Raw genomic sequence first — 23,502 nt, 5'->3', positions numbered from 1 at the left:
TAACTGACATGCAGTACACGCACCTCGGCCGCTCCGGCCTCAAAGTTTCCCGCCTGTGCCTCGGCACCATGAACTTCGGCCCCAAAACCGAAGAGGCAGCTTCGCACTCCATCATGGACTCCGCCCTGGACTCCGGCATCAACTTCTTCGATACCGCCAATGTCTACGGTGGCACCGAACACCGCGGCTGGACCGAAGAAATCATTGGCCGCTGGTTCGCCAAGGGCGGCGAGCGCCGCGAACGGACCGTGCTGGCCACCAAGCTCTACGGCACCATGACGGACCGGCCGAATGAATCGAAGCTGTCCGCGCTCAACATCCGCCGGGCCCTCGATGCCAGCCTGAAGCGCCTCCAGACGGACTACATCGATATCTACCAGTTCCACCACATCGACCGTGATACTCCGTGGGACGAGATCTGGCAGGCCATTGAGGTAGCCGTCCAGCAGGGCAAGATCCTGTACTCCGGCAGCAGCAACTTTGCCGGTTGGCACATCGCGCAGGCCCAGGAAGCCGCGCGTCGCCGCAACTACACCGGCCTGGTCAGCGAACAGTCCATCTACAATCTGTTCCGCCGGGAACTTGAGCTTGAGGTCATCCCGGCAGCCCAGCAGTACGGGCTGGGCCTCATTCCGTGGTCTCCGCTGCAGGGTGGCCTCCTGGGCGGTGTGCTGAAGCAGCAGGAACAGGGCGTTCGCCGCTCTGAGGGACGCGCCCTTGAGACACTGAAGAAGCACGAGGACCAGATCCGCCAGTATGAAGACTTCGCCGATGAACTGGGACACGCACCCGGCGATGTCGCTTTGGCCTGGCTGCTCCACCAGCCTGCCGTGACTGCACCGATCGTGGGTCCGCGCACGCAGGAGCAGTTGGACTCCGCAATCCGCGCGCTTGATGTCACCCTCAACGACGATGCCCTCAAGCGGCTGGATGACATCTTCCCGGGCCACCGCCCCGCACCCGAGGATTATGCCTGGTGAGCAGCATCCTCCCCGAAACGGACACCGTCCCGCCGCGGAACATCCTGTTCATTGGCGGGACCGGCGTCATCAGTGCGGCCGCGGCTGAACGCGCCGTCGCATTGGGCCACCGGCTGACCATCCTCAACCGCGGACGGTCAGCCGGGCGGCCGGTTCCCGAGGGCGCCGAGGTTCTCCATGCGGATGTCCGCGACCCCGCGGCCGTACGGGAGGTACTTGGCGGACGGGAGTACGACGCCGTTGCGGACTTTATCTCCTACACTCCGGATCAGGCGCGGGCCGGTTTGGACTTGTTCCGCGGCCGGACGGGACAAGACGTGTTCATCAGTTCCGCGTCCGCCTACCAGAAGCCGCCCACTACCCTGCCGATCCGGGAGTCCACGCCCCTGAAGAACCCTTTCTGGCAGTACTCAAGGGACAAGATTGCCTGCGAGGAGATCTTTTTCGAGGCCTACCGGGAGCAGGATTTCCCGGTGACGGTAGTACGTCCATCGCACACTTATGACCGCACCAAGATAGCGATGGTGGGCGGCTGGACGGACATCCACCGGATGCGCGCCGGCCTGCCGGTCATGGTGCATGGGGATGGAACGTCGCTCTGGACCCTGACCCACAGCCGTGACTTCGCCAAGGCCTTTGTTGGGCTCCTTGGCCGGCCGCAGGCAATCGGCGAAAGCTACACCATCACCTCGGACGAGTTCCTTCCCTGGAACCAGGTGTACCGCTTGTTTGCACGGGCGGCCGGGATTCCCGAGCCGGAGTTGTTCCACGTTTCCTCGGAGACCATTGCTGCCCACAGCCCTGAACTCGGGCCGAACCTGCTGGGCGACCGGTCCCATTCCGTGGTATTCGACAACAGCAAGATCAAGGCATTGGTTCCGGACTACACGGCAGCGATCCCCTTCGCCGACGGTGCCAGGGAGATCGTGGACTGGCATGACAGGCATCCGGAGCTGCAAGTGGTGAACCAGGATTTCATGGAGTTGACTGACAGGCTCCATGACTGGTCGCGCCGTAGCTTGTTGCCAACAGCTGCTTCACCAGCGTAGAAAACAAGTAACCTTTCTTTTCGTTCCAGCTAAGGAGATCGTGCCCATGGCCGCTGCCCCGCTCATCGAACTCAACGATGGCTTCAAGATCCCCCAGCTGGGCCTTGGCACGTGGCCGCTGAACGATGCCCAGGTCGCAGATGCCGTCGTTGAGGCCGTGTCCCGCGGCTACCGGCACATCGACACCGCCGTGAAGTACGGGAACGAGAGCGGCGTTGGCGATGGAATCCGGAGGAGTGGCGTCGTCCGGGACGAACTCTTCATCACCACCAAGCTTGACGGTGAATTCCAGGGCTCCGGCAAGGCCGTGGCGGGCCTGGACGGCTCCCTCAAGCGGCTGGGCCTGGACTACGTTGACCTGCTCCTGATCCATTGGCCCCTTCCGCGCCGCGGCGAGTTTGTCTCAACGTGGAAGACGTTCGAGGAACTTCAGGCGTCCGGCAAGGTCCGCTCGATCGGGGTTTCAAACTTCAAGCCTGCGCATTTGGACCGCCTCTTCGCAGAGACGGACATCATCCCGGCGGTCAACCAGATCCAGGTGAGCCCGTCGATCCCCCGAGCCCTGGCCCGCGAGTTCAACCAAAGCCACGGCATCGTCACGGAGTCCTACAGCCCGCTGGGTGCCAGCAGCGAGTTGCTGAACGCACCCGTGCTGGCAAGGATCGGCGAGAAGCACGGCAAGACCCCTGGCCAGGTGGTTCTCCGCTGGCATGTTCAGCAAGGCCTGGTGGCGATACCGAAGACCTCCAATCCGCAGCGTATGCAGGAGAACCTGGATGTCTTCGGCTTCGAACTGGACCAGGACGATCTTTCCGGCCTGCAAACGCTGGATGCCGGGCCTGATGCCGGGGTCGACTCGGACGTCCAAGGACACTAGGTACTGGCATGAAAACCTTGATCTGGACCGGGTCCTACACCGCCGACCGTAACGCCACCGGGGAAGGCATCGGCGCCATATCCGTAGACAGCGAGGGAATGCTGACCCCGCTCGGCCTCGCAGTTGCCGCGGATTCGCCATCGTTCATCGCACAGCACCCCACCCTGCCCGTGCTCTACGCCGTGGCCGAGGAAGCAGGCACCGTCAGGGCCTACCGCCGCACTCGAGTGGCCGAACTGGAACCCTTCGGCGAACCGTGGACAGCGGGCGAAGCCACCTGCCACGTTGCCGTGGACCCGCAGGGGCGCTACATCATCGCCACGTGCTGGGGTGACGGCCAGGTGATCCTCTACGAACTGGACGACGACGGCGCCATCACCTCGCGCACCAGCGCGGAAGCCGCCGTCGATCCCCATCACTACGCGGCCACCGACCAGCCCCGGCCGAGCCGCGCGCATTCCAGCCTCACCCTCCCCGATGGCCGCATCCTGACCACCGACCTCGGCCACGACCTTGTTCGGGTTTGGACCTATCAGCCGCGCAAGGGCTTGGTGGCAGACCACCAGGTGATCCTGCCCAAGGGTTCCGGTCCGCGACACATGGCCAGGCACTCGAGTGGCACGGTTTTCGTGGACACCGAATACTCGGTGGAGGTGGCCGCGATCCGTTCGGAACCACAGGGGGTTTTCGAACTCACCGCCGTGGTTCCCGCCAGTGTGAACAAAGCGTACGACGGCGACTCGGCGGCTGAGATTGCCCTCTCACCGGACGGCCGGTTCGCCTATGTGGGAGTGCGCGGCTCCAACCGGATCTGCGTCCTGAAAGTTGTGGACGAGGGCACCAGCCTCACGCCGCTTGCCGATGTTTCCAGCGGCGGCGACTGGCCACGCCACCACGCGGTGCGTGGAGGCTGGCTGTTCGTCGCGCACGAGGGGTCCGACGACGTCGTAAGTTACAAGCTGGACCCCGAAACCGGGTTGCCGGACGGCCCTGTCAGCAAGGTAGCCACCGGCTCCCCGAGCGTACTGCTGATTAATTGACGCCGAGATGGTTTTGAGTGCCAATGCTCCGCTCAAACATTGGCACCTAAAACCATCTCGGTGAACTTCAGGCGGCCCAGACCTCAACATCGTCCGTGCCACAGATGAGCTTCCGGCCACCCGGCTCCAGGACAACCCACAGGAGTTCCTGGTGCTGGGAGATGTCGTCTACACGGCCGGCTCCTGCACCCTTGGCTGCGTCGTAGATCCAGACGGGATCGCCGGCCGCGAGTCCGGTCCATTCCTTCGCCGGGACGTGCCTGTAGTCTTCCGGGCGGCTGAGGACGCTCCTGCTCATGCCGAGATATCGGCGGCTGAACGGCGCCGCCATACCGTGGCAACCCCGTTGTGCGCCGGCAGGACGTGCCCCTCCGGGAAAACCTGGACGGCATCCGGCTCGGAATCCGGGCTCCACAAGCCCGACGCCGGGCAGTGGGAACCGGTGGGCATGACGCGGGTGGCTCGTTCGCGCAGGAGGGCGATGCTCTTCATCGTTGAATCTCATCCTTGGTAGCTGGGGTATTGTGCAGTGTGAAGCAGATCTCCTCAACCCTATGAAACTTGGAAGCCCTTTGTTATGGGCAAATGCATAAGGTTTGTGCACAGTGCCGTGCAGTTGACCAGCACAATGGAGCGCTTGATACGCCAAAAGGCCCGCAGGTCCCCCACATCCGGGTCCTGCGGGCCTTCTTTCTGCTTCTACTTGTAGCTCAGGCTCAGCAACATCGCTTTGAGCTGCGCGTACTGCTGCGTGCCCATCCAGGCCTTCGCTGCGGCGGGGGTGGCGAAAGCGGCCGGCTTATCGCGGTCGAAGACGACATACGCTGTCATATACCCATTCGGCATGCTGAGCTGTGGAACGGTATACCCCGTTCCACCGTCCTGAAAGTCTCCCGCAAGGCGCAGGCCCATGAAGTAGTAGGCGCTGCTCTCAGGCGAGGCCGGAGAGGCCACCCCCTGGCTGGTGTGCGGGGGTGCCACATCATACGCGAACCCGAACTCCGTGGACCGTCCCGAGGTATCCGTTACGCCGGTCACGACGGCCTTGTCCAAGACCGTTCTCTGCACTGCACCCCCTGTGCCGTCACCGTAGAAGCCACTTGATACAAAGGCCACCTCAGCACCTGAACTGTCCATGACAGTCGCTCCAACCGACGCAGCCTTGGTCTCCTCCGCCAGGTATGGTCCCTGCTCCGTCTTCACAGTCCAAGCAGCCGGATAGGTGAAGGACAGATGCCCGTCCGGGAAGGTAAACGTCTTGAGTGTTGGGGCCTGGACCGGTGGGACGACCGGCGCGGTGGTGGCCGCGGCCGGAGTGCTGGGCGTCGGCACCTGGGTGCTTGCCGCCGTCGGGGTTGCCGAAGGCGTCGCGGAAGGTGTGGGTGTGGACGGTGCCGTAGCTGAAGCGGTGGGAGTGGGCGTATCCACGGTCACTGCCGGCGCAGGCATGGAACTGGCCGGCCCGAAGTTCGAGGCCACCAACACACCGGCCGTGACGGCAGCCGCCCCAAGGAGCAGGCCGCCCGCGATCCGGGCCTTGCGGAGCCGGCGTTCCTCCAGCGACGGGACGCTCTTCAGCGGGTTCGTGTCGCTGTAAACCGTTGAGCCGGAGAGCATCTTGTGCAGGGCTTCTTCACCGTTTGGCTCCGTGGCGGGATCGAACGGGTCGATTGCGGCAATCTGGTTTTTGATCGGATCCATGTTCAGACCCCCAACTTTTCTGTAGTCGTCTCGGAACCTGCAGGCAGTTGTTTGCGGAAAGCGGTCCGGGCGCGGTGCAGCCGGACCTTTGCAGACGATTCGCTGCACTGGAGGACCTGGGCGATTTCGGCGCACCCCAAATCGTCCCAGTAGGCCAATTGAAGGATGTCGCGGTCCTTCTGACGCAGCCGTGCCATCGCGTCCTGGACCGCCACGTCGCCGGAGTCATCGCCGAACCGCTGCACCGCCGTCGTACGCAGCTTTTCCTGGAGTGCCTGCTGGCGGTCGCGGCTGCGGTAGGCATTACCTACCAGGTTGCGGGCGATGCTCAACAAATATGGAAGTTCGGGCCGGCTGTCATCGGACCACTTCTGCCACACCACACGGAAGACATCGGCGGCGATTTCCTCTGCCACCTCCACCGACTCGACGCGTCGGCCAACAAACCTGAAGACGGCTGGGTAGCTGTCTTTATGAATGGCGATAAACGCCAATTCGCGCTCGGAAAGCACGATTTCCCCCTGATTTTTAGTGCCCGGAACTGCAGGATACCCATATAGTTTCCGGCCACCGCCCCCGGGTTACAGTCTGCACGAAGATTCTGCTGGCGCCTTGCCCCAACTAAGTCGCAGATCAGGTCGTTCCCAGCGCTGGGAACGACCTGAACTGCGACCCAGTTGGGTATGGGTGGGTCAGGCAGCGGGCTTCACGCGGCCACGCAAGGCGGAGACGGCCCACACGAGCAGCAGCAAGGCCACCAGGATCAGGCCGGCGTCGCCGAGGTCGATCTCACCGAGCCACGTGGTCACGGGATCCTCGAGGTCAAAGGCGGCGTTCAGGAACCCGCCCAGCGTAATCACTGAGATGAACAGGGCCGAGACCGCAGAGATGCCCGTGATCACGGCGTTGAACCCGAGCTTGCGCTGTGGATTGTGGATGGCCGATTTGTACATCCTCATCATGGCCACCCCGTTCGCCGAGTCGCACAGGGTCATCGCTGCGGTGAACGCGAGCGGGAGGGCCATCAGGGCGAGGGGCGAGACCCCGGCGAGTGACGCCGTCGTGGTTATGACCAGCAGCCCGATGGTGGTGGCGGTATCGAACCCAAGGCCGAACAGGAATCCGATCACGTAGATGTTCCGCGGCCGCTCCACCTTGGACAATGGCTTGGCCAGGAGGCGGGCCACGAAGCCCTTCGCTTCGAGATCCTCCGGGCGGACCTCCCCGCCGGACTGGACGTTACGGTAGACCTGCGTGGCGCGCACGAACGCCGAACCATTGAACAAGCCCATGACCAGCAGGAACAAGCCAGAAACGCCGCTTCCGATCAAACCCAGGACCTTGTTGCCGGTGGTGCCATCCTCCATGAACTGCCCGATCATCGTCGCGCCTGCCACCACCAGCAAGCCAGCCAGGACCACCACGGAACTGTGGCCAAGGCTGAACGCGAACCCCACACTCACAGGATCCTTGCGTTGCGCCACGAACTTCCGCGTGGAGTTGTCGATCGCAGCGATGTGGTCCCAGTCGTAGCTGTGCTTGATGCCGGCCACGTACGCGGTGACCACCAGGCCAAGAGCCAGCGGTTGCGCGCTTCCGGCCGAACCCACCAGCAAAAGCACGACGGCGGCAATGTGCAATGCGGCCACGGCACCGAACGTGAAAAGCAGCCGGGTTCGCAAGGACAGCGTGTCCCGCTCCCGGTACATGGCGGCGAACTCAGTCAGTGTTGTCATTAATACTTCCTTAGGTTCAAGGGCTCCTGCTCAAACCACCGCTTCCGCAGCAGGCCTGTGCAGGCGCCCAGCAAGTCGTTGAGTTCCTGGGTGCTGTTGGACAACGAGCGCAATATCAGGCCGGAGGTCCCGCCAACGCTGATGGTCAATGAAACACCCGAATGTGCGCTGTAGTCACGGGTTACCCGGTCCAACTGGTCTGCCAGCTCCTGGTCCACCCGCGGGTCCACCACAATGAGCGAGCCCAGATGGCTGTAACCCTCCATGAACCCCATGCCCGTCACGTCACCCAGTGGCGGACGGATGAGGAGGTTGTCGAGGGCCAGGAGCTTGGCACCATCCACGGTTTCCACCCGGATCTCGTTGCTCAGGCGCAGCTCCTCGTAGCGGAAGCTGGCGCCATCGGGCGACCAGCCCGGCGTGATGACTTCCGCCATGACCAGGCACGACGTCGGGTGGACGCTGATGTGCGAAACCTGCCTGTAGCTGGCCTCCCGATAGGCGATGAGCTGGTCCGGAACCACCTCCAACCGTGCGCCCTTCCCCAGCCGCACACCCATCCGTTGCTCGGCAAACGACCCTGGTGTCCGATAGATCTTGGTAGCCGACTGCGTAGTGAGCAACAACTCCGCCCCGGCCTCCACCTCCACATCCATAAGGAACAGGTCCGCCCCCAAATAAGCCCCACCAGGATTGACCATGACATAGCAAACCTGCCCAGACCTATCCAGATAGTGCGGCCGCAAAACCCGCAAAGCCCCCTCATGGAACTGATGCACTGCGACCGACCGGCCGGCTCGCTCGGCGATGCGCAACTGGAGTTGGCCCATAGGCGACCTGACCTCCGAGGCGGCTGAGCCGGATTTTTGGGCCGCGGCGTGGCGGGCATCGCGAAGCGGGCACGGCCCAAAATCCGGCGAAGCCGCCGCCCCCAGCTCGATCACGACGCCAAGTCGAGCATCAGGACATCGCGGCGGATCCAGTTAAGGACCTCCTCCAGCCCCTCATCACTCTTCAGGTTCGTGAAACAAAACGGCTTGTCGCCGCGGAATTCCTTGGAGTCCCGTTCCATGATGGACAAGTCCGCGCCCACATGCGGGGCAAGGTCTGTCTTGTTGATGATGAACAGGTCCGACTTGATCATGCCTTGCCCGGCCTTCCGCGGAATCTTCTCGCCTTGGGCTACGTCGATGATGTAGATGGAGAAGTCCACGAGTTCGGGGCTGAACGTGGCGGAGAGGTTGTCGCCGCCGGATTCTACGAAGATCACCTGCAGGTCTGGATGCCTTTGCTTGAGCTGCTCGATCGCGGCAGTGTTCATTGAGGTGTCTTCCCGGATGGCTGTGTGCGGGCAGCCGCCGGTTTCGACGCCGATGATCCGGTCCTCGGGGAGGATGCCATTGGCTGCGAGGATTTTGGCGTCCTCGATCGTGTAGATGTCGTTGGTGATGGCGGCCATGGAGATGTCGCCGCTCATGTGGCGGGTGATGCGCTCCACGAGCTGGGTCTTTCCTGCTCCGACGGGTCCGCCGATGCCGATGATGATGGGCTCAGTCATGTTTCCTCCTTGGTTAGCTCATGAACATGCGGGCGCGTTGCCGCTCGTGCCGCATTTGTGAAATTTCCAGTCCGGGGCTCACTGCCCCGAAGTCGTCCCAGCTGAGGTGCTGGACAGAATCGACGGCGGCAGCAACGGCGTCGTGAGCGTTCCGCAGCACCCGCTGCCCGGCGTTCTGGCCGAGCGGGATGGCGCGTACCGCGTTTTGCGTCAGCGAGGTGACAGTCGCGAAGAAGTAGGCGGCCAGCGCCTCGCCGAGCGGGACTCCCAGGGAACGTGCGACGACGGCGAACGCCAGCGGCTGGTGACCTGCGGCGCGGCCTTCGGTCACCAAGGTGCGGTAAGCGTCGAGCTCGGGAGAGGGGAACACCTCGCCCCCGATTTCCAGGAGCCGGCCACCCATCTTGACGGAAGCTTCGCGTACTTCCCGGGCCAGGAGGCATCCGCTGAGGAACTCATCCAAGCCAAGCAGGCCGGTCCCCTCGTAGAGGAAGCGGATTGCCAATCCATCGGAGTAGGTCAGCTGCTGACCCACGAATGAGGCCAGCCATGTCGCGAAGGTGATCTCATCGGTGACCAGCTCCCGATCGATGTAGCCCTCAAACCCCAGGGAATGCGCGAACGCGCCCGTCGGCAGAGCAGAGTCGGTCAGTTGCTGAAGCGCCAGTTGGTAATCAATGCGTGTGTTCTGCATGGCGGAATGGCACCGGCATCACCCGCTCCTGCCTCTCATAGGGCACGCCTACATGCTTGAGATAGTCCTCTACGGTGTGGTCGTACTGGCAGACCATGACTTCGGCGCCGTACTCGGAAGATGCGTCGAAGAACTGTGCCTGCAGGTGCCGGTTGCCCAGGGAGTGTGCCACGACGCCCATTTCGTGGATGGTCCGGGGCGCGATGACCAGGACATCGGTGGGCAGCACGGAGACGACAATCAGGTTGGTGTCCTCAATGGCGAGGATGTCGCCGTCGCGGAGATCGCCTGTGCCCGAGGGAAGGCGGATGCCGAGTTCCTTGCCGTGGTCCGTGGTGACGCGTTGGATGCGTTTGACCAGCAATGAACTGGGGAGTACCACTTTCTCTTTGTGGTGTCCCGCGTAGGTGTTCTGGGGCAGCTCGTGCAGGTTGCCCAGGATTTTTTCGATGATCATGGTTGTCCTAGAAGAGGAAGTAGCGCTGCGCCATGGGCAGCACGTCTGAGGGTTCACAGCTTGCTTCGACGCCGTCCACGGTGACCTTGTAGGTTTCGGGATCCACCACGATGTCCGGGGTTTCGCCGTTATGCTTCAGGTCTGCCTTGCGTATGTCCCGGATTCCGCTGACGGGACGGATGACCCGTTCCAGGCCAAGTTCGCCGGGCACTCCGGCCTCGATGGCTGCTTTGGACAGGAACGTGATGGACGACTGCTGGAGCGCTTTGCCGTACGTGGCGAACATGGGCCGCATGGTGCGTGGCTGGGGTGTAGGGATGGAACCGTTGGAATCGCCCATGAGGGCGTAGGCGATCTGTCCGCCCTTGATCACCACTTCCGGCTTCACGCCAAAGAACGCCGGGTCCCACAGCACCAGGTCCGCGAACTTTCCGGGTTCCACTGAGCCGATGCTGTCCGCCATGCCCTGCGCGATGGCCGGGTTGATGGTGTATTTGGCCACGTACCGCTTGAGCCGGAAGTTGTCGCTGTCCGGTGAGCCGTGCAAGGCACCGGAGGGATCGCGCAGAACTCCGCGTTGGCGTTTCATGGCGTCAGCCACTTGCCAGGTCCTGGTAACCACTTCACCCACGCGGCCCATGGCCTGGGAGTCGGACGAGGTGATCGCGAAGACGCCAAGATCGTGGAGCACGTCCTCGGCGGCGATGGTTTCGGCCCGGATGCGGGAATCCGCGAACGCCACGTCCTCGGGAATGTCCGGGTTGAGGTGGTGGCAGACCATGAGCATGTCCAGGTGCTCTTCGATGGTGTTCTTCGTGTACGGCAGCGTGGGGTTGGTGGAGGCCGGAAGGACGTTGGGCAGCCCGGCGATCTTAATGATGTCGGGGGCGTGGCCGCCACCGGCACCTTCGGTGTGGAAGGTGTGGATGACGCGTCCGTCGATCGCGGCAATGGTGTCCTCCACGAAGCCGCACTCGTTGAGGGTGTCGGTGTGGATGGCCACCTGGATGTCGTATTCGTCTGCAACCCGCAGGGACATATCGATCGACGATGTGGTGGCACCCCAGTCCTCATGGACTTTGAGGCCGACCGCACCCGCGCGGATCTGCTCGGCCAGGGGCTCGACGGCGGATGCGTGCCCCTTCCCGAAGATACCGATGTTGATGGGGAGCCCTTCAACGGCCTGCAGCATGCGGGAAATGTGCCAAGGGCCGGGGGTGATGGTGGTGGCTTTGGTGCCTTCCGCCGGCCCGGTCCCGCCGCCCACCATGGTGGTCACGCCGTTGCAGAGTGCAGTGGGGACCTGCTCCGGGGAGATGTAGTGGATGTGGGTATCGATGCCGCCGGCCGTGAGGATCTTCCGCTCCCCCGCGATGATCTCCGTGCTTGAGCCAATCACGATGTCCACGCCGTCGGTGATCTGTGGGTTGCCGGCCTTGCCGATCTTGAAGATGTGACCATCCTTGAGGGCAACATCGGCTTTGTAGATACCGGTGTAGTCCAGCACGATCACGTTGGTGATGACGGTGTCCGGGACTACACCGCCGGAACCCACACCGGCCCGGGTGACTTGGCCGTTCTGGCCCATGCCGTCGCGGATCACCTTGCCGCCGCCGAACACCACTTCCTCGCCGTACGCTGTGTAATCCGTCTCGATCTCGAGGAACAGCTCCGTGTCCGCCAAGCGGATGGCGTCGCCGGTGGTGGGGCCGTACAGCTCGGAGTATTGCTTGCGTGAAATCTCGAAGCTCATTCGGCGTCTCCTTCGGTGACGGGCGCACCCGGGCGCGTGCCGCCGTCGAGCTTTCCATTGACTGCGTTGCGCAGCCCGAAGACTTCGCGCGTACCCGCCAAATCGATCAAGTGGACGGTCTTGGTGTCGCCGGGTTCGAAGCGTGCGGCGGTGCCGGCCGGTATGTCCAGGCGGCGGCCGTAAGCGGCTTCGCGGTCGAATTCGAGGGCGCCGTTCGCTTCGGCGAAGTGGTAGTGCGAACCGATCTGGACGGGACGGTCGCCGCGGTTCACCACCTCGACGGCGATCGCGTCACGGCCGCTGTTGCAGACGATGGCTCCGGGTTGGAGCCGGTACTCTCCGGGGATCATGCGGGCTCCTAGCGGATGGGGTCGTGGACGGTGACGAGCTTGGTGCCGTCGGGGAAAGTGGCTTCGATCTGGACGTCGTGGATCATCTCCGGCACGCCTTCCATCACGTCTTCGCGGCGGAGAAGCGTGGTTCCGTAGCTCATCAGTTCAGCAACGGTCTTGCCGTCGCGGGCGCCTTCGATGAGCTCGTAGGTGATGATCGCGACTGCCTCCGGGTAGTTCAGTTTCAACCCGCGGGCCTGCCTTCGCCGGGCGAGGTCAGCCGCCACCACGATCATGAGTTTTTCCTGCTCACGCGGCAAAAGATGCATAGGTTCTCCTTTAAACTTCCTGGTGCTGCGCAGACGGACGTCTGATCACTCGAGGCTGGAACAGCCGAGGACGTCGGGCGCTACTTCTCTTATAGAACCAAACGTCTGACATATCCACTTGGGATCCCTGCCAACGAATTGCGACCAGCGTATGACTTGCAAAGTTTCGTCCGCGTTTCCTAGTCCTGCGGACCGGCCTTGGTTTGGCGCTCGGCAGCGTGCTTGCGCACCTGCCAGATCAAGAGAAGTACGACGGCGACGCCCGCGACTACCAGCGCGCCACCGCGGCCGAAGGTGCGGGCCACCTCTTCGTAGGAATTCCCCCCAAGGAAGCCGATGGTGACGAACAGGCTGCCCTAAATAATGCCGCCCGTGAAGTTCCACGCGGCGAAGCGGCGGTACGGCATTTGGCTCAAGCCGGCCAGGGCGGGCATGACGGCGCGGAAGAACGCCGTGAAGCGTCCGAGGAAGAGCGCATCTTCAGCGAAGACCAAGGCGAAGACTATGCAGGCCACCACCAGGGGACTGGCGTGGAGGAGCCCCTCGAGCAGCGACTGCATGGCTCTGAGTGTGTCAGAAAACCGATCCCGCAGGGAGGCGGCGGGCAGCAGGAAATTCTCCGGCAACCCATAGACAGCCTGATACATCACTAATATACTAGTTGCGTACTTCACGCTTCAAGCGTGACCAGCTCGATGAGGAGTTATACCGCACATGCAGAAACTCGCACACCGGCTTGAACGCCTGGGCACCGAAACTGCTTTCAGCGTCGCGCAGGCCGCCGCTGCCTGGAAGGCGAAGGGCAACCTCGTCTACCCCTTCCACTTGGGCGACATCAACATCCCGACGGCCCCGCACATCATTGAAGCGATGAACAAGGCCATCGCCGATGGGTACACCGGTTACTGCCCGGGCCCCGGCATCCCGCAGCTGCGCGAAGCACTGGCCGAGGACATCGGATCCCGCCGCGGCATCGAATTCTCCCCGGAGAACGTGGTGGTCATGACCGGCGGCAAGCCCGTGATCACCAAGTTCCTCCAAGCCGTGATGAACCCCGGCGAGGAAGTGCTCTACCCCAACCCCGGTTTCCCGATCTACGAATCCCAGATCGAATACCTGGGCGGAACGGCCGTGCCCTACCGCTACGTGCCCACGTCCAAGGGTTTCGCGATCGACCTGGACCAGGTCCGGGCCTCGATCACCCCGAACACCACCGCGATCATCTACAACGACCTGCAGAACCCGATCTCCGCCGAGTCCACCGCGGCCGAGCGTGAAGCGATCGCCCAGATCGCGATCGAGCACGATCTCTGGGTCCTCTCCGATGAGGCCTACTTCGAAACCCGCTACGAAGGCGTTTCCTCCTCCATCACCTCGATCCCGGGCATGGCCGAGCGCACCGTGATCCTGTACACGTTCTCCAAGAAGTTCGCGATGACCGGCTCCCGCCTGGGCTGCGCCGTGGCCCCGCGCGAGATCGCGCAAGTGCTCAGCACCCTGAACACCAACGACGAGTCCTGCACCACCCACTACGTCCAATGGGCAGGCATCGAAGCGCTCCGCGGACCCCAGGAACCCGTCCAGGACATGCTGGACATCCTCAAGGGCCGCCGCGACGCCGCGTGCGAGATCGTCAACAGCATCCCCGGCATGAGCGTGGCTGTTCCGCAGTCCACGTTCTACCTGTTCCCCGACGTCACCGACGCCATGCAGAAACTCGGGTACACCGCCGTCGGCGATTTCGCCTCCGACGCCCTCTACAAGACCGGGGTGTCCTTCTGCACCCGCGAGCACTTCGGCCGGCGCCTGCCCGGAGAGGACCGCCAGTACATCCGGCTGGCCTACTCCGGTATTGAAACACCGGCCATCCAGGAAGGCCTGGGCCGGCTGCGTGAATGGATCGCAAGCGCATGAGCCGCGTCGTCGTCACGGGACGCATCCCCGAAGCCGCCCTCGAGAACCTCCGCGCCAACCACGACGTCCTGGCCTGGGAAGGTGAAGGGTCCATCAGCCGCGAGGAACTCCTCCGCCGCGTGGCCGGAGCCGACGCTATCGTCAGCCTGCTCACCGAACGCGTCGACGCCGAACTGCTCGACGCCGCCGGCCCGCAACTGAAGGTCGTCTCCAACGTCGCCGTGGGCTATGACAACATCGACGTCCCGGCCTGCACCGAACGCGGAATCACCGCCACCAACACCCCCGGCGTGCTCACCGAAGCCACCGCCGACATCGCGTTCGGGCTCATCCTCATGGCCACCCGCCGCCTCGGCGAAGGCGAACGCCTCATCCGCGCCGGACAGCCCTGGAAATGGGGCATGTTCTTCCTGCTCGGCTCCAGCCTGCAAGGCAAGACCCTGGGTGTGGTGGGCATGGGCGGCATCGGTATCGCCACCGCACGCCGCGCCAAGGCCTTCGGCATGGACATCGTCTACCAATCCCGCAGCGAAATCGACCCCACCGTCGCCGCCGAACTCGGCGCCCGCCGCGTCGAACTCGACGAACTGCTGGCGATTTCCGACGTCGTGTCCCTGCACTGCCCCTACGGCCCGAACACCCACCACCTCATCGGCGCCGAACAACTCGCGGCCATGAAGGACACCGCGTACCTGGTCAACACCGCACGCGGACCCATCATCGACGAAGCAGCCCTCGCCCTCGCCCTACGCGAAGGCCAAATCGCCGGCGCAGGCCTGGACGTCTTCGAACAGGAACCCAAAGTCCACCCCTGGCTCCTGGAACTCGAAAACGTAGCCCTCGTCCCCCACCTGGGCTCCGCCACCGTCGAAACCCGCACCGCCATGGCCGTCCTCGCAGCCACCAACACCCTCGCCATCCTGGCCGGCGAACAACCACCCACACCCATCAACTAACGGGCGAACACACGAAGCGGCGGGTGGGATTTCCCACCCGCCGCTTTTTCGTGCGCCCACCAGTGCAGCGTCCATCTATCCACAGGCAACACCACTGTGCTTAGCCCGGAAAAGTTCCCGACATAGACTTCAGACATGGAAATTCCCCCGTGGTCGGCGAAGCAGCTGAGAAAGCTGGGGGAATCGATAAGGGACGGCTTAACTGCAAAGCCCGGACTGCCGTCCTACGACGATGTCATGCTGTACTACAACGACGTCGCCGCCGAAACTCAAGAGCTAATTGCCGGTTTGGACTGGACCACGCTGTTGGACCGTCGGCCATTCGAGGTCACGTCCAGGCCCAAAACAATCGACACTCTTCGGCAGAAATTGGTCAGAGACCGAAACACGCCGCTCTCCAATGTCCAAGACATTGCGGGGGTACGATTCGAGGCTGAAATGAGCCTTGATGAACAGGATGCCGTAGCCACGGCGATATCAGGCCTTTTCGGGCACAGCCCGGAACGTTGCATGCACGATCTCAGGACACAGCCGCACAGTGGCTACCGCGCAGTTCACCTTTGGCTGAGGTTGCCTGTGCGGGTTGAGGTTCAAATCAGAACCCACATGCAGAGCTCCTGGGCAAACATGTATGAGTCCGCCGCGGACGTCTTGGGACGGGACATAAGGTACGGAGCGTTTCCCGATGATCCCAGCTTGAAGAAATTTGTCACGGACCTTCAAGAAATTTCTGTAGACGGGATTCGACAACTTGAGTCTGCCCGCAACGGACTGCTTCCCCTCGAATCGTCGTTGGCTACCACCCGCAGTGTGGTGGCTCAATACGATCCAGGAACACGCGACTACGACTTCCACGATCAGCATGCGGCCAGGCAGGCAATCCAACTTGAAGAACTACGCAACGTTGTCTTGGCGTCCGAAAAGAGTATCCGGGGGCAAATGGACTCGCTCAAAGCTACCTTTGATACGATCCGAGAGACAGGAAGGTGATGATCAGTTGGCTGGTTTCGTAATCAAATACAACAGACGTACTGGCGATCGGATCGTCACAGAGTTCCCTGGGCGGCTCGGGCATAGGGAGGCCCTTAAACTCCGTCTGCAGCTCGAACGGGAGCGTGAAAGCCGCGAGTGGGAGATCGTATCCCTCAACAGCGATTCCCTCGAAACCGTCGAGAAGACGCACTCGCGCTACTTCACAGGTCACCTCATCGGGGCTTAGTTGTTCCTGCCCCGGGCCGCGACCTTCCACGTGTCCACCACGGCGCCGCCGCGGACAACAGAAACCTCGTCCACCAGGTTCATAGTCAGGCACACGTGGTTGGGGATGACGCGAAGGCGCTGACCCAGTTCCGGAAGCTGCTCCGACTCGGGCCACAAAACAGTCGCGTGGTGCTCGGAGAGTGCCGTAATCCGCGCCTCGGGGAACTCCGGCAGCCGTCCATACCCGGAGGCCCAGTCAGGCCGGTCACTGCCAAGGATCTTGCTCCCGGCATCCACCACTACGCGGCGTACATTGCCGCCGCTTGCCTCGTGCCGGCTGACCACCGTGGCCGCCACTGTAAGGGCGATGTCCTCCCACGAACACCGTTCCAATTCCAACTGCTGGGCGTCGCCGAAAACGTAAACGCCGGGCCGTAGTTCAGTGGCGACGGTCTCCGAGTCGATGAGGGCGGTCGGAGTGGATCCCCCGCTGATGATCCGCACCTCGAAGCCGGCATCAGCCAAGGCCGTCGCGGCCTCGCCAAGGGCTTCGTTTTCGTTGCTGGCTGCGCCGGTGGGCATTCCTGGCTTATAGCTGTGTCCCGGGAACGTGAAAACACCGGCCACAGTCAGTCCGGCAGCGGCGGCAGCTTTCGCCACATCCACCACTTCCGTCGGCAGCACGCCACTGCGGTGGTGTCCGCTGTCCACCTCGATCAGGACGTTGATGTCCGGGGCATCCGCGGCCAGCTGCCTGCCAAGTTGCGTGGCGCTTTCCGAGGAATCAACGCCCACAGCAAGGGAGCATTTCGACGTGAGCTTCCGCAACCGCTCAGCGTGAGAAGCCTCCACCCACAGCGGGTAAGCAATGAAGATGTCCGATGCGCCGCCGTCGGCGAAGACCTCGGCCTCGCCGATCGTGGCGACGGTCAGGCCAACAGCGCCGGCAGCGAGCTGCTTTGCCGCGATGTCCAGTGTCTTGTGAGTCTTCGCATGCGGCCGGAGACGCAGCCCGCGTTTGAGCGTGCTTGCCGCCATGCGTTCGATATTCCGGTCGAGGATATCCACGTCGATCAGGATGGCGGGCGTAACAACTTCAGCGGGGACTGCGTGGTTCATCCTTCGACAGTAATGCCTACGGCGCGGACTGCCGGACGCGCAGCGAGAACGCCGCCTCGGGCTGCTCCACAGCGCTGCCCTTGCCTTCGATCCGTTCGATCAGGAGTTCGACGGCGCGCTCCGCGATTTCCGTACGGCCCGGCGCCACGGTGGTGAGGGAAGGCGAGGAGAAGCGGGCCTCGTCGATGTCATCGAAGCCAGCCACGGCAATCTCCCCCGGAACGTCCATGCCGCGCACCTGTAACGCGTGCAGCGCACCCAAGGCAACGGCGTCGTTCAAACCGAAAACGGCGTCGAAGCCAACCCCGCTCTCCAACAGACGGCCGATCGCCTCCGCGCCACCGTCCCGCCGCCAATCGCACGGCACCACCAAGGCGGATTCATACTCCACTCCCGCGGCAGCGAGCGCAGCCTTGTACCCGGTAAGGCGGAGGCCGCTGGTACCGGTGGTGTCGCCGTCGTGCGCTCCCAGGACGGCTATACGACGGCGGCCGGTCGAGAGCAGGTGGGTGGTGACCGCCGCTGCCGCGTCGTGGTTCCGGATGAGGACGATATCCAGGCGCGGATCCTGGACGAATTCGCCGAGAAGGACCAGTGGCTTCTTGCCCGCGGCCTCAATGATCTGGTCCGCGTCCAGGGCCAGCGGGATAAACAGCAGCCCGTCGGTGAGGCTGCGGAACTGGCCTTGGAGCGCCGCCCGTTCATGGCCGGCCTCGTTGCCGGACTGTTCCACCAGCACCCGGTATCCGCGCTGCCATGCGGCCTTCATGACGTCCGAGGCGAGCTCCGCGTAATAGGGAATGTTGAGGTCGGCCAGGACCAGGCCCAACATGCTCGTCTTTCCGGAACGGAGGCTGCGGGCGGTCAAGTTTGCCTCGTAGCCGAGCTCGTCGATGGCGTCCAGGACGCGTTGCTTGGTGGTGGGCCGAATGAACTCATAGTTGTTGATGACGTTGGAGACCGTCTTCAGGGAGACACCGGCGGCCCGCGCGACGTCGTTCATGGTGACCGCCAAAGCCACTCCTTCGGTTCGGGTTCCAGCGTTGCAGGCTGGGAATCTTGGAATACATCCTAGGAAACTGCGCCTACCCGCGCGTAACGGTCTAGTCTGAAAGAAATGCTCGGCTCTCTAGCGATTGCCGGGCGCCGGCGATCGTCAAGGCGCGGGACATGGGCTTCGACAGCAATGAACCTGAGCAGAGCCGGGGGCTCCAAGCAGTGCTGACGGCCGGAAGCATCAGTACCGAATCCCTGTGGCTGCATTACGTCAGTGTCGGCGGGTCCATGGGTGAACTCGAGGTGGAGGCCTACCTGCAAGGCCTTCTCTCCGTACCGGCGTTCCAGCGGGACATCCTGGCGTTCGCGGCCAACGAGCTGTGGGACAGCCCCACGGGACCACACGCCCCCTACACCGATGAACTTGGCCCCTTTACGCCGGAAGAGCCCCTGACCCCGTAGCTGTCACACACCGCTCATACCCCTGCAACGAGCCTGCAACATGAATGCGAGAGGCTGGGCCAAGAGCCAAAGAAGCCAGCCGAGGGGAGCAACCATGGGCATCGCAAACACAGACCTTTTCCAGGCGCTGAAGACACAGGCCAGCTTGGCGCAGGCTTTCGGCACGTTGCCGGGCAGTGAAGCCGAGCCGCACGCGTTGAACGCAGGCGAACACATCGAGGCCTGGCACAATGGCCGTCTTTTCCACCGGGGTGTGGTGGTAAAAACCATCGCAGGCACGGGCCTGTTCTGGCTGCAGGATGAGGGCGGCTCCCGCAGGCTCCTGGATATGGAGTCCGTGGACGTGGTCCCTGCGGGTAGCCCGGCCCCGGTCCCCGTCGAGGAACCGGAGCCAGTCACCGAGGCCACCGTCACGCCGATCTCGCTCTTCCCGATCTTCCAGGATGGCTCGCAGGCGATCGCCTAGTGTCCGCCTAGCCCAGTTGCAGGCGGATCATGCTCCAGCTGACCGCCGGCAATTCAGCGGTGAGTTTGCCGCCGTCGAGCTTTACACTGACGTTCTCCGACGGCAGGACCGAGGTTGAATCGTCTGCCGTCGCCTGCCAGTACGGGTCCTTGTTGGTGTACGTCACCGCTTCGATAACCTTGCTTGCGCCGAGGCTTCCGACGGCGGCAGCAAAGGTGAGCGCGTCCGTCGTCGAGCGGTTGACAGCGAACACTACGGCTTCGTTGGCCTCGTTGTCATACGTCGCCACGGCCGAAAGCGCCGCGAAGCCGGACGTCTTCTCACTCTCCAGCAGCGGGGACTCGACGGCGAGCTTCAGCACGGTGCCGGACGCGTGCCGCGAGGTGAGTGCGAAGGGGTGGAACGTGGTCTGCTTCCAGGAACGGCCACCCGGCTCGGTCATGATCGGGGCGATGACGTTGACCAGCTGCGCGAGGCTGGCCGCGTGGACACGGTCCGTGTTGCGCAGAAGAGTGATGAGGAGGTCGCCCACCACCACGGCATCCGCGACGGTATAGCGGTCCTCCAGCAACACAGGAGCCACGGGCCAGTCCTCCCCGGTGGGCGCTTTCGATTCGTCACGGGACATGTGCCACACGCTCCACTCGTCGAACGAGATATTGACCTGCTTTTCGGACTTCAGTACCGACTTCACGTGGTCGATGTGGGACGTGAGGTCCTTGATAAAGGCTTCCATCCGGTGGCCCGCGGAGAGGTGTTCCTGGAGGTCGCCGAAGTCCTCAAAGTACTGGTGGGCGGAGATGAGGTCCACCAGCTCGTAGGTCTCGTTGAGGACCACGCGCTCCCATTCGCCGAACGTGGGCATGCTCGGGGCGGAGCTGCCGCAGGCCACCAGTTCCAGGTCCGGCTTGACCATGCGCATGGCCCGCGCCGTTTCCGCCGCCACCCGCGCGTACTCCCCAGCCTTCTTGTGGCCGATCTGCCAGAAGCCGTCCATCTCGTTGCCGAGGCACCACATGGTGATGTTGTGGGGATCGACGGCGCCGTTGGCCTTGCGCTGTTCGGAAAGGGCCGTTCCACCCTTGATGTTGGAATACTCCAATAGGTCCAGGGCTTCCTGGGTTCCCCGTGTACCGAGGTTGACGGCCATCATCGGGTCGACCCCGGCCTTCTTTGACCACTTTGCGAACTCGTCCACGCCCACCAGGTTGGGGTCCGTGGAGTGCCAGGCGAGGTCCAGCCTTGTTGGGCGGTCCTCCTTTGGACCCACGCCGTCTTCCCAGCGGTAGCCGGAGACGAAGTTGCCACCCGGGTAGCGCACGGTGGAGACGCCGAGTTCCTTGGTAAGTCCCAGGACGTCCGTGCGGAAGCCGTCTTCGTCTGCAGTGGGGTGCTCTGGCTCGAAGATCCCGGTGTATACGCAGCGGCCCAAGTGCTCAACGAAGGCCCCGAAGGTCTTCCTGCGGACGGGGCCCACGACGAACGCGGGGTCGATGGTGATTTTGGCCGTGGAGTTTTCTGGTGTTTCCAAGCGGGGCGTCCTTTAGTGGGCTAGGTCTGCTGTTTGCTGGTTTACAACGTTGTAGAAACTATGCTGCGGGTGCCTTGGGGTGTGCGTCAAGGGTTTTCTGGTCCGTTGAGCAAGAGAAAACCCCGGAACCATGTGGTCCCGGGGTTTTCGGAGGGTGGGCCCTGTGGGGATCGAACCCACGACCCACGGATTAAAAGTCCGATGCTCTACCAACTGAGCTAAAGGCCCTCCAGCTGTCTAAACAGCCATGAATACTGTACATCACAGCCAGCGGCGCGACAGAACCGTGCCGCCGCCACCCACTTTGGGCAGCGTACGACGGCGCCGAGCGGCCAGGACGGCGTGTCGGCCCACCGACGGCGGCAAAGGAGGTCGCGGCGGCACACCCACCCGATGGCGGAACCCCGCGTGCCGCCGCCACCCACTTTGGGCAGCGCACGACGGCGGAGCGCGGCCAGGGCGGCGTGTCAGCCCACCGTCGGCGGCAAAGTGGGTCGTGGCGGCACACCCAGGGCCCCAGCACAGCCCACCCAGCCCAGCCAACCGTTACTCGACCGCGTCAGGGCACAGGAGTACGGTGAACTCATGAGCGAACAGCCAGGACCACGCGCGTACGGCGGAGCCAACAGGCACCACAAACCCAAGCCCTTCGCGCCCATAGATTTCGAACCGTTCGCCGGAGGCGCCGACCCCGCCCGCGTCTCCGAAGCCGCCCATCTCGCGGCCCAGGCGCTGGTCAGGCGTGGCCGCGACAGCGACGATCCCAAGGTCACCCGCAGGCTGGTCAAACTCGCTGACGAACAGGGCCTCGATGCCATCGCCGAAATGTGGGCCGAAAGCCCCGCGCGGTCGCTCCCTGGCGCATTGTGGCGGCTCTACGCACTCCGCGCCGCCACCATCCAAAACCCCGAACGCATCTCCGTCTACTTCCGGGCGGGCCGGGACACAGCCCAGGTTTCCAACGTGGTTGCGGGCGCCGCAGAGCCCCCGGGCGCAGATGAAATGAAGACCATGGCGGACGCCATTTTGTCTGGAGCGTTCGACGGCGATTTCGACGTCGCGCTGGAACGTTCCGCCGCGTTTTGCCGGGTGGTGGCACTCGGCCAGGCGACGCTTGCCGATGGCGCCGAGCACAGCAACGAGGGCCATGCCAGCAAGCTGACCCGCAATTCCCACCAGCTGGTGAAGACCGCGGAAGACCTGGAACACGCAGCAAATGCTTGGCGTCTGGGCGAACTCGATTAGTGATAAAGCAGCCGACACAGGGGCCGGAAGTTACCCACTTCCGGCCCCTGCTGTCAATGTTGACTTAGCTTCGGCTACGTAGAAAACTGAAGTTGGTGTCGAACCGCGAAACCCCCGGGCTTCAACTTATAGCCGCTTCGAGCGGCCTACCGCCGAGAGGCGTATCCGGTTCGGCACCATTTTTATGCCCTACTTCAGGGTGATCTTCGTTTCCGCTTGTTCCTTCTTGTCGTGGTCCAGCTTCCCGTCAGCACCCGCCGGCGTCATGGTTGCCGTTACCTCGGCTTCCTTGCCCGCCGTGTACGCGAAGTTCTCGGCAATGTTGAACGACTCCCCCGGGGCCAGCTTGAACGGAGCCTCCTCCTTCAGCTTGATGCCCGAACTGGTCAGCCCATGCTTCTTGAACTGGTCGCTGCTGGAATCCGAGGGCATGCCACCCAGGTACTTCCAGTCCGTGTACTTGGCACTCGGGGTGATGAGCGAGTGGCTCAGGGGAATCTCCGCCGAGGAAGTGTTGGTCACTACGTAGTTCACGTAAACCACGGGAGCGCCCTTCTTGAGCAGGTTCTCCTTGGTCTCCTTGTCCACGAACATGCTGTCCTTGGAGGCAACGTCCGTGGCCACCTGGTAGATGTCCACGCTGAAGCTGTCGCCCTTGATGCTGCCGAGCTTGTCCCCGGCATCGGAAATCGGGAGCGCCCAGGAAGCAGCCTTGTAGGCCCCCGAGGACGCGCCCGCCCCATCAGCGGAAGCAGAGGCGGATGGCGAGGCCGAAGAAGCCGACGGCGAGGAAGACGACGGTTCGGAACCTGCCGCCGTCGTGCTTGTACCGCCGCCGCAGGCACTCAAGGCCAGCATTCCAGCAAAGGCGATGCCGGTGATCTTCACTACATTGTTGATGCGCACAATTCCCCCATTGAGTTGATTAATTCGGTAACGCCCCTAGATTTCCATAAAACGCATGAGTATTGCCATGGGGAGAAGTGCCCGCGTGTCGGTAATCCGGGAAAGCCACGTAACACGGCAGCGTCCCGTGTACAGGTAAAGTTGTGACCGAAACGGGAAGCGTCAAGTCAAGCTGCCCGCCGCCCATCCGACCCCCGACCG

Annotated in this window: 28 protein-coding genes and 1 tRNA gene; 10 read left to right on the top strand and 19 right to left on the bottom strand. The window is 63.2% G+C overall.

The window, feature by feature from the left end; genetic code table 11:
* Nucleotides 1–8 precede the first annotated feature (8 nt).
* From ACIPV6_RS05745 to ACIPV6_RS05730, 4 genes are read left to right on the top strand one after another with little or no spacing between them, the layout of a single operon-like run.
* On the top strand, nt 9–980 hold the full coding sequence (locus ACIPV6_RS05745; RefSeq protein WP_400269946.1) for an aldo/keto reductase: 972 nt from the start codon (nt 9–11) through the stop codon (nt 978–980).
* Nucleotides 977–2,029 carry an NAD-dependent epimerase/dehydratase family protein gene (locus ACIPV6_RS05740; protein ID WP_400269945.1) on the top strand — a complete coding sequence of 351 codons (1,053 nt, stop codon included), beginning with the start codon at nt 977–979 and terminating at the stop codon, nt 2,027–2,029. The genes ACIPV6_RS05745 and ACIPV6_RS05740 overlap by 4 nt, the downstream gene beginning before the upstream one ends.
* A 46-nt stretch (nt 2,030–2,075) precedes the next feature.
* Nucleotides 2,076–2,906 carry an aldo/keto reductase gene (locus ACIPV6_RS05735; protein ID WP_400269944.1) on the top strand — a complete coding sequence of 277 codons (831 nt, stop codon included), beginning with the start codon at nt 2,076–2,078 and terminating at the stop codon, nt 2,904–2,906.
* Nucleotides 2,907–2,914: 8 nt separating this feature from the next.
* Nucleotides 2,915–3,946: a lactonase family protein gene (locus ACIPV6_RS05730; protein WP_400269943.1), complete on the top strand. Its 1,032-nt coding sequence runs from the start codon at nt 2,915–2,917 to the stop codon at nt 3,944–3,946.
* 67 nt (nt 3,947–4,013) lie between these two features.
* Here ACIPV6_RS05730 and ACIPV6_RS05725 read toward each other — a convergent pair whose 3' ends face one another.
* The 14 genes from ACIPV6_RS05725 to ACIPV6_RS05660 form a co-directional block, all read right to left on the bottom strand.
* On the bottom strand, nt 4,014–4,244 hold the full coding sequence (locus ACIPV6_RS05725; RefSeq protein WP_400269942.1) for a hypothetical protein: 231 nt from the start codon (nt 4,242–4,244) through the stop codon (nt 4,014–4,016).
* A complete protein-coding gene (locus ACIPV6_RS05720) occupies nt 4,241–4,438 on the bottom strand; it encodes a hypothetical protein (protein WP_397325095.1) in 198 nt (65 codons plus the stop codon). The genes ACIPV6_RS05725 and ACIPV6_RS05720 overlap by 4 nt, the downstream gene beginning before the upstream one ends.
* A 207-nt stretch (nt 4,439–4,645) precedes the next feature.
* Nucleotides 4,646–5,647: a hypothetical protein gene (locus tag ACIPV6_RS05715; protein WP_400269941.1), complete on the bottom strand. Its 1,002-nt coding sequence runs from the start codon at nt 5,645–5,647 to the stop codon at nt 4,646–4,648.
* Nucleotides 5,648–5,649: 2 nt separating this feature from the next.
* Nucleotides 5,650–6,159, bottom strand: a complete 510-nt coding sequence (locus ACIPV6_RS05710) for an RNA polymerase sigma factor (RefSeq protein WP_400269940.1) — start codon at nt 6,157–6,159, stop codon at nt 5,650–5,652.
* A 180-nt stretch (nt 6,160–6,339) separates the two neighbouring features.
* Nucleotides 6,340–7,383 (bottom strand): HoxN/HupN/NixA family nickel/cobalt transporter, encoded by a 1,044-nt coding sequence (locus ACIPV6_RS05705; protein ID WP_400269939.1) that lies wholly within the window; start codon nt 7,381–7,383, stop codon nt 6,340–6,342.
* A complete protein-coding gene (locus ACIPV6_RS05700) occupies nt 7,383–8,213 on the bottom strand; it encodes an urease accessory protein UreD (RefSeq protein WP_400270155.1) in 831 nt (276 codons plus the stop codon). The genes ACIPV6_RS05705 and ACIPV6_RS05700 overlap by 1 nt, the downstream gene beginning before the upstream one ends.
* A gap of 110 nt (nt 8,214–8,323) precedes the next feature.
* Nucleotides 8,324–8,941 carry an urease accessory protein UreG gene (gene ureG, locus ACIPV6_RS05695; protein WP_400269938.1) on the bottom strand — a complete coding sequence of 206 codons (618 nt, stop codon included), beginning with the start codon at nt 8,939–8,941 and terminating at the stop codon, nt 8,324–8,326.
* Between the two features lie 13 nt (nt 8,942–8,954).
* The gene (locus ACIPV6_RS05690) at nt 8,955–9,635 is read right to left on the bottom strand and encodes an urease accessory protein UreF (protein ID WP_400269937.1); all 681 of its coding nucleotides are present in this window, start codon (nt 9,633–9,635) and stop codon (nt 8,955–8,957) included.
* Complete coding sequence (gene ureE / locus ACIPV6_RS05685; RefSeq protein WP_400269936.1) at nt 9,616–10,092, bottom strand: urease accessory protein UreE; 477 nt, start codon at nt 10,090–10,092, stop codon at nt 9,616–9,618. The genes ACIPV6_RS05690 and ureE overlap by 20 nt, the downstream gene beginning before the upstream one ends.
* Before the next feature lie 7 nt (nt 10,093–10,099).
* Nucleotides 10,100–11,845 carry an urease subunit alpha gene (gene ureC, locus ACIPV6_RS05680; protein WP_400269935.1) on the bottom strand — a complete coding sequence of 582 codons (1,746 nt, stop codon included), beginning with the start codon at nt 11,843–11,845 and terminating at the stop codon, nt 10,100–10,102.
* Nucleotides 11,842–12,195, bottom strand: coding sequence for an urease subunit beta (locus ACIPV6_RS05675; protein WP_397325108.1), 354 nt, complete (start codon nt 12,193–12,195; stop codon nt 11,842–11,844). The genes ureC and ACIPV6_RS05675 overlap by 4 nt, the downstream gene beginning before the upstream one ends.
* Nucleotides 12,196–12,203: 8 nt before the next feature.
* Nucleotides 12,204–12,506, bottom strand: coding sequence for an urease subunit gamma (locus tag ACIPV6_RS05670; RefSeq protein WP_400269934.1), 303 nt, complete (start codon nt 12,504–12,506; stop codon nt 12,204–12,206).
* A gap of 179 nt (nt 12,507–12,685) precedes the next feature.
* Nucleotides 12,686–12,811, bottom strand: a complete 126-nt coding sequence (locus ACIPV6_RS05665; protein ID WP_400269933.1) for a hypothetical protein — start codon at nt 12,809–12,811, stop codon at nt 12,686–12,688.
* A gap of 51 nt (nt 12,812–12,862) precedes the next feature.
* Complete coding sequence (locus ACIPV6_RS05660) at nt 12,863–13,066, bottom strand: hypothetical protein (protein WP_400269932.1); 204 nt, start codon at nt 13,064–13,066, stop codon at nt 12,863–12,865.
* 154 nt (nt 13,067–13,220) lie between these two features.
* Here ACIPV6_RS05660 and ACIPV6_RS05655 point away from each other — a divergent pair, with 154 nt between their 5' ends.
* The 3 genes from ACIPV6_RS05655 to ACIPV6_RS05645 all read left to right on the top strand — a co-directional run bounded on the left by ACIPV6_RS05655 (nt 13,221) and on the right by ACIPV6_RS05645 (nt 16,366).
* Complete coding sequence (locus ACIPV6_RS05655; protein WP_400269931.1) at nt 13,221–14,420, top strand: pyridoxal phosphate-dependent aminotransferase; 1,200 nt, start codon at nt 13,221–13,223, stop codon at nt 14,418–14,420.
* Nucleotides 14,417–15,376 (top strand): 2-hydroxyacid dehydrogenase, encoded by a 960-nt coding sequence (locus ACIPV6_RS05650; protein WP_400269930.1) that lies wholly within the window; start codon nt 14,417–14,419, stop codon nt 15,374–15,376. Before ACIPV6_RS05655 ends, ACIPV6_RS05650 begins: the two co-directional genes overlap by 4 nt.
* Before the next feature lie 135 nt (nt 15,377–15,511).
* Nucleotides 15,512–16,366 (top strand): hypothetical protein, encoded by an 855-nt coding sequence (locus ACIPV6_RS05645; protein ID WP_397325114.1) that lies wholly within the window; start codon nt 15,512–15,514, stop codon nt 16,364–16,366.
* Nucleotides 16,367–16,591: 225 nt separating this feature from the next.
* Here ACIPV6_RS05645 and ACIPV6_RS05640 read toward each other — a convergent pair whose 3' ends face one another.
* Both ACIPV6_RS05640 and ACIPV6_RS05635 read right to left on the bottom strand, forming a co-directional pair.
* Nucleotides 16,592–17,695, bottom strand: coding sequence for a D-TA family PLP-dependent enzyme (locus ACIPV6_RS05640; protein ID WP_400269929.1), 1,104 nt, complete (start codon nt 17,693–17,695; stop codon nt 16,592–16,594).
* A gap of 16 nt (nt 17,696–17,711) precedes the next feature.
* Nucleotides 17,712–18,710: a LacI family DNA-binding transcriptional regulator gene (locus ACIPV6_RS05635; protein WP_400269928.1), complete on the bottom strand. Its 999-nt coding sequence runs from the start codon at nt 18,708–18,710 to the stop codon at nt 17,712–17,714.
* Nucleotides 18,711–18,865: 155 nt separating this feature from the next.
* Between ACIPV6_RS05635 and ACIPV6_RS05630 the strand changes: the two genes are divergently transcribed.
* Together ACIPV6_RS05630 and ACIPV6_RS05625 are read left to right on the top strand one after the other, a co-directional pair.
* A complete protein-coding gene (locus ACIPV6_RS05630; protein WP_400269927.1) occupies nt 18,866–19,153 on the top strand; it encodes a hypothetical protein in 288 nt (95 codons plus the stop codon).
* 94 nt (nt 19,154–19,247) lie between these two features.
* On the top strand, nt 19,248–19,619 hold the full coding sequence (locus tag ACIPV6_RS05625; RefSeq protein WP_400269926.1) for a hypothetical protein: 372 nt from the start codon (nt 19,248–19,250) through the stop codon (nt 19,617–19,619).
* Nucleotides 19,620–19,626: 7 nt separating this feature from the next.
* Here the strand turns inward: ACIPV6_RS05625 and ACIPV6_RS05620 are convergent, their stop codons facing one another.
* Both ACIPV6_RS05620 and ACIPV6_RS05615 read right to left on the bottom strand, forming a co-directional pair.
* Nucleotides 19,627–21,150 carry an alpha-N-arabinofuranosidase gene (locus ACIPV6_RS05620; protein ID WP_400269925.1) on the bottom strand — a complete coding sequence of 508 codons (1,524 nt, stop codon included), beginning with the start codon at nt 21,148–21,150 and terminating at the stop codon, nt 19,627–19,629.
* A 155-nt stretch (nt 21,151–21,305) separates the two neighbouring features.
* Nucleotides 21,306–21,378, bottom strand: a tRNA-Lys gene (locus ACIPV6_RS05615).
* A 357-nt stretch (nt 21,379–21,735) separates the two neighbouring features.
* Here ACIPV6_RS05615 and ACIPV6_RS05610 point away from each other — a divergent pair.
* On the top strand, nt 21,736–22,395 hold the full coding sequence (locus tag ACIPV6_RS05610) for a hypothetical protein (RefSeq protein ID WP_400269924.1): 660 nt from the start codon (nt 21,736–21,738) through the stop codon (nt 22,393–22,395).
* A 189-nt stretch (nt 22,396–22,584) separates the two neighbouring features.
* Here the strand turns inward: ACIPV6_RS05610 and ACIPV6_RS05605 are convergent, their stop codons facing one another.
* Nucleotides 22,585–23,301 (bottom strand): hypothetical protein, encoded by a 717-nt coding sequence (locus tag ACIPV6_RS05605; RefSeq protein WP_400269923.1) that lies wholly within the window; start codon nt 23,299–23,301, stop codon nt 22,585–22,587.
* Between the last annotated feature and the right edge of the window lie 201 nt (nt 23,302–23,502).

Origin of the sequence: Paenarthrobacter sp. NPDC089988, assembly GCF_044748465.1 — a bacterium.
Taxonomy (GTDB): Bacteria; Actinomycetota; Actinomycetes; order Actinomycetales; family Micrococcaceae; genus Arthrobacter.
This window is presented reverse-complemented; position numbering and strand designations above follow the sequence as displayed.

Excerpts from the sequence above, each read along its gene's own strand:
- ACIPV6_RS05745 (WP_400269946.1), top strand. The coding sequence starts at position 9 with ATGCAGTACACGCACCTCGGCCGCTCCGGCCTCAAAGTTTCCCGCCTG.
- ACIPV6_RS05735 (WP_400269944.1), top strand. The coding sequence starts at position 2,076 with ATGGCCGCTGCCCCGCTCATCGAACTCAACGATGGCTTCAAGATCCCC.
- ACIPV6_RS05730 (WP_400269943.1), top strand. The coding sequence starts at position 2,915 with ATGAAAACCTTGATCTGGACCGGGTCCTACACCGCCGACCGTAACGCC.
- ACIPV6_RS05725 (WP_400269942.1), bottom strand. The coding sequence starts at position 4,244 with ATGAGCAGGAGCGTCCTCAGCCGCCCGGAAGACTACAGGCACGTCCCG.
- ACIPV6_RS05720 (WP_397325095.1), bottom strand. The coding sequence starts at position 4,438 with ATGAAGAGCATCGCCCTCCTGCGCGAACGAGCCACCCGCGTCATGCCC.
- ACIPV6_RS05715 (WP_400269941.1), bottom strand. The coding sequence starts at position 5,647 with ATGGATCCGATCAAAAACCAGATTGCCGCAATCGACCCGTTCGATCCC.
- ACIPV6_RS05705 (WP_400269939.1), bottom strand. The coding sequence starts at position 7,383 with ATGACAACACTGACTGAGTTCGCCGCCATGTACCGGGAGCGGGACACG.
- ACIPV6_RS05700 (WP_400270155.1), bottom strand. The coding sequence starts at position 8,213 with ATGGGCCAACTCCAGTTGCGCATCGCCGAGCGAGCCGGCCGGTCGGTC.
- ureG (WP_400269938.1), bottom strand. The coding sequence starts at position 8,941 with ATGACTGAGCCCATCATCATCGGCATCGGCGGACCCGTCGGAGCAGGA.
- ACIPV6_RS05690 (WP_400269937.1), bottom strand. The coding sequence starts at position 9,635 with ATGCAGAACACACGCATTGATTACCAACTGGCGCTTCAGCAACTGACC.
- ureE (WP_400269936.1), bottom strand. The coding sequence starts at position 10,092 with ATGATCATCGAAAAAATCCTGGGCAACCTGCACGAGCTGCCCCAGAAC.
- ureC (WP_400269935.1), bottom strand. The coding sequence starts at position 11,845 with ATGAGCTTCGAGATTTCACGCAAGCAATACTCCGAGCTGTACGGCCCC.
- ACIPV6_RS05675 (WP_397325108.1), bottom strand. The coding sequence starts at position 12,195 with ATGATCCCCGGAGAGTACCGGCTCCAACCCGGAGCCATCGTCTGCAAC.
- ACIPV6_RS05670 (WP_400269934.1), bottom strand. The coding sequence starts at position 12,506 with ATGCATCTTTTGCCGCGTGAGCAGGAAAAACTCATGATCGTGGTGGCG.
- ACIPV6_RS05660 (WP_400269932.1), bottom strand. The coding sequence starts at position 13,066 with ATGCAGTCGCTGCTCGAGGGGCTCCTCCACGCCAGTCCCCTGGTGGTG.
- ACIPV6_RS05655 (WP_400269931.1), top strand. The coding sequence starts at position 13,221 with ATGCAGAAACTCGCACACCGGCTTGAACGCCTGGGCACCGAAACTGCT.
- ACIPV6_RS05650 (WP_400269930.1), top strand. The coding sequence starts at position 14,417 with ATGAGCCGCGTCGTCGTCACGGGACGCATCCCCGAAGCCGCCCTCGAG.
- ACIPV6_RS05645 (WP_397325114.1), top strand. The coding sequence starts at position 15,512 with ATGGAAATTCCCCCGTGGTCGGCGAAGCAGCTGAGAAAGCTGGGGGAA.
- ACIPV6_RS05640 (WP_400269929.1), bottom strand. The coding sequence starts at position 17,695 with ATGAACCACGCAGTCCCCGCTGAAGTTGTTACGCCCGCCATCCTGATC.
- ACIPV6_RS05630 (WP_400269927.1), top strand. The coding sequence starts at position 18,866 with ATGGGCTTCGACAGCAATGAACCTGAGCAGAGCCGGGGGCTCCAAGCA.
- ACIPV6_RS05625 (WP_400269926.1), top strand. The coding sequence starts at position 19,248 with ATGGGCATCGCAAACACAGACCTTTTCCAGGCGCTGAAGACACAGGCC.
- ACIPV6_RS05610 (WP_400269924.1), top strand. The coding sequence starts at position 21,736 with ATGAGCGAACAGCCAGGACCACGCGCGTACGGCGGAGCCAACAGGCAC.